At 69.5% G+C, this 3,226-nt stretch carries 2 protein-coding genes; both read left to right on the top strand.

Annotated features, from left to right (window positions below):
- Positions 1 to 1,032, top strand: a 1,032-nt coding sequence (locus tag ETD96_RS42840) for an outer membrane protein assembly factor BamB family protein (RefSeq protein WP_138642198.1), incomplete at its 5' end; no start/stop codon positions are given.
- A complete protein-coding gene (locus ETD96_RS42835) occupies positions 1,029 to 3,158 on the top strand; it encodes a serine/threonine-protein kinase (protein ID WP_138642197.1) in 2,130 nt (709 codons plus the stop codon). The genes ETD96_RS42840 and ETD96_RS42835, both read left to right, overlap by 4 nt.
- The last annotated feature ends 68 nt before the right edge of the window (positions 3,159 to 3,226 follow it).

Here is a 3,226-nt window from a genome sequence, read left to right as displayed (position 1 = left end):
CCCCGCGCGACCGCCCTCGCCACGGCGCCCCCGCCCGCGTGGACGTTCACCCCGCCTCGGCCCGTCAGCGGGACGTCGATGGTGCTGCTGGCGGGCGGCGTCGTGCTGTGGGGCGGCGAACAGGAGATGTTCGGGGTGGATGCCGGCTCGGGGCGGCAGCTGTGGACGAAGGACAAGGCCAACGCCGTGTATTCGGACGACGTCGCCCCCGGATCGGCGTTCGTCGTCCTCGGCGGCGTGGTCGGCGACATTGAGGACCAGTTGATCACTCTGATCGACGCCCCGACCGGCAGGACCACGAACCTCCCCACGCCCGCCGGCGTCGTCCCCTCTTCCGTCATCGGCGTGGTCGGCGACACGATCCTCGTGCGTTCGCGGACGGACGTATGGGCGCTCGACCTGACCAGCGGCAAGATCCGGTGGGATCTCTCCACTGACGGGTCGTTCTCCGGAGCCGTCGACCAGACCAGCCTCTACCTCAGCACTGACCCTTCCCTCACCGCCCTCGACGCCGTCACCGGCCGCAAGCGCTGGGTCCACACCTGGCCCAGGAGCGGCGGCACCCGGGACGGGTCAAGCCTGGACATCGCGGTCGCCGGTGGACGATTGTTCGGCAACTTCGGCGATACCGTCCAGGCGGTCGACACCGCCACCGGAAGGCCCGTGTGGTCGCGAAACACCGACGTGCAATTCGACACCGTCATTCCCGCAGGCGCTAACGCGATCTTCAAGGAAGAGGTCCTCCACGCCTACGACCAGGCGACCGGCGACACCCGATGGACGCTGGTCGGTCCGGAACCGTTCAACAACGACCCGGGACACATCGCCGCGACCGGCGACCTCATCGCGACCGCCTTCAGCGACCCGTCAGGCCCGTCCAAGGGCATCTTGGTCGCCGGGGCCGACGGCCGAGCACTGTGGTCGCACTGGGGGCCGTCGGAGACACAGCGCGGTTGGGAAGTCGCGGTGTCCGGTTCGTCGGTCTTCGCGACCGACCACAAGCGGCTCTACCGCTTCCCGGTGACGCGGTGACGGCGGCGGCGCTGGAGCCCGGCGATCCCGATCGCATCGGGCGGTACCGCCTGCTGCGGCGCCTGGGCGAGGGCGGCATGGGGGTGGTCTACCTGGGCGCGTCCCCGGCGGGACGGGCGGTGGCCATCAAGGTCGTGCGGCCCGAGCTTGCCGGAGACCATGATTTCCGTGCCAGGTTCCGAAGCGAGGTCGAGGCCGCCCAGAAGGTCAGCGGCGCGTTCACCAGCCCGGTCGTCGAGGCGGAACCCGACGGCACCGTCCCGTGGCTGGCGATCGCGTACGTCAACGGCCTCAGCCTGAAGGAGACGATCGAGCGGTACGGGCCCATGCCCGAGCCGCTGCTGCGCACCCTGGGCGCCGGACTGGGCGAGGCCCTGATCGCGATCCACGCGGCGGGACTGCTGCACCGCGACCTCAAACCGGCCAACATCCTGCTCGCCAAGGACGGCCCCAAGGTCATCGACTTCGGCATCAGCAAGGCCGCCGACACCGCCACGCTCACCGCGGAGGGCCAGTTCATCGGCTCCCCCGGCTACATGTCCCCCGAGCAGATCCGCGGAACGCGGCTCACACCGGCCGCCGACGTGTTCGCCTACGGCGCCGTGCTGGCCTTCGCCGCCACCGGCCGCCCGCCGTTCGGCAAGGGCGCGGTCCCCACGATCATCCATAGGACCCTGCACGAAGAACCCGACCTGCGCGGCGTACCGGCCTCCCTGGCACAGCTGGTGACCGCCTGCCTCAGCCGGGACCCCGACCGGCGTCCGCCCGCGAAGCTGCTGCCGACGCTGCTGGCCGCCCAACCGGCCACGGCCGGCTGGCTCCCCGGCGACATGGGCGAGGAGCTGCGGCAGCGGGAGGACACCCTCGTCCTGGACCTGCGGACGCTCGCCAGGGCCCACACCCGGCGACGGCTGCTGATCGGCGGGGCCGCCGCCGCTGGACTGGCCGTCATCGGCGGCGGAACCGCCGCGGCACTGGCCGCGACCCAGGACGGGAAGGGGCATCGTCTCTCCCCGCCGAAGTTGCTGTGGCGAACCGCGATCGACGACGAGGACGACGTCACCCTCGACGTCCTTTCCCGCTCCATCATCTCGTCCGCCGACAGGGTCTTCGAGGACGAGGTCCGCTGCTACTCGCTGGCCACCGGACGGCAGATCTGGACCCGAGGCAACCAGACGCTCATCGGCCCGACGCTCATCTACACGATGGCCGGCTCCCGCATGGTCGCCATGGACGAGTCCCAGACGGTCAAGTGGACCTACAACGCACCCACGAAATACCGGTTCCCCGAACTCATGGTGTCGGCCGACAGGCTGCTGGCTCTGAGCGGGGATCGAACGATCACCGGCCTGGACCCCACCACCGGCCGCCGCCTCTGGATCCGCCAATGGCCGCAGGCGTCGTCCACCATCCTCCACGGCATCCAGGGACGCACCCTCCTCGGCCAGACGGCCAAGGAGAAAGGCGAGAACCAGTACCACGCACTCGACATCACCACGGGCGCCGTCCGATGGTCCAAGCCGCGCGAGACGATGCTCATGGTGCCGGGCGACGGTGACCTGATCTTCAGCAGTTCCTCCCACACCACTCTCGACGCGTTGTCGGTCGACACCGGCCAGAAGGTCTGGAGCGCCGACCTTCCCAACGCCGCAAAGGACCCGGACAACAAGGACGCGCTCTCCCTCAACGCGACCGTGGCCAATGGACTGGTCTACATGAACGGGCCGACCATCTACGCCTTGGACGCGGCCACCGGCCGACAGCGGTGGACCTACACGCCGGCCTCACCCGGCGGCCACGCCTTCCTACTCGACGGAAGACGCGCCTACATCCTGGACAGCCCGCATCTGGTCGCCCTCGATGCCCGCACAGGCAAGCGTCTCTGGTCCGTCAACACCCCCGCGTCCAAGACCGTCCCACTGATCGCCGCCGGCGGGCTGATCTGCACCGGCGTGGCAGGCACCACGAACTCGGGACTCTATGCGTGGGACGCCATGACCGGCGAAATCATCTGGAACTACCCCATGACAACCCCCGCCTCTACCGAGCAATGGGAATTCAGCACCAACGGCCGCATCCTCGCCGCCGCACACGGCAACGCACTCCTCGCCTTTCGCCTCGTCTGAACTAATGGCGGCCCAAGAGGCGAGTCAAACACCACCACAGTCGCAACGCCCCGCCCACACTGTGGCCC

The organism is Actinomadura geliboluensis, assembly GCF_005889745.1.
GTDB classification, from domain to species: domain Bacteria; phylum Actinomycetota; class Actinomycetes; order Streptosporangiales; family Streptosporangiaceae; genus Spirillospora; species Spirillospora geliboluensis.
This window is presented reverse-complemented; position numbering and strand designations above follow the sequence as displayed.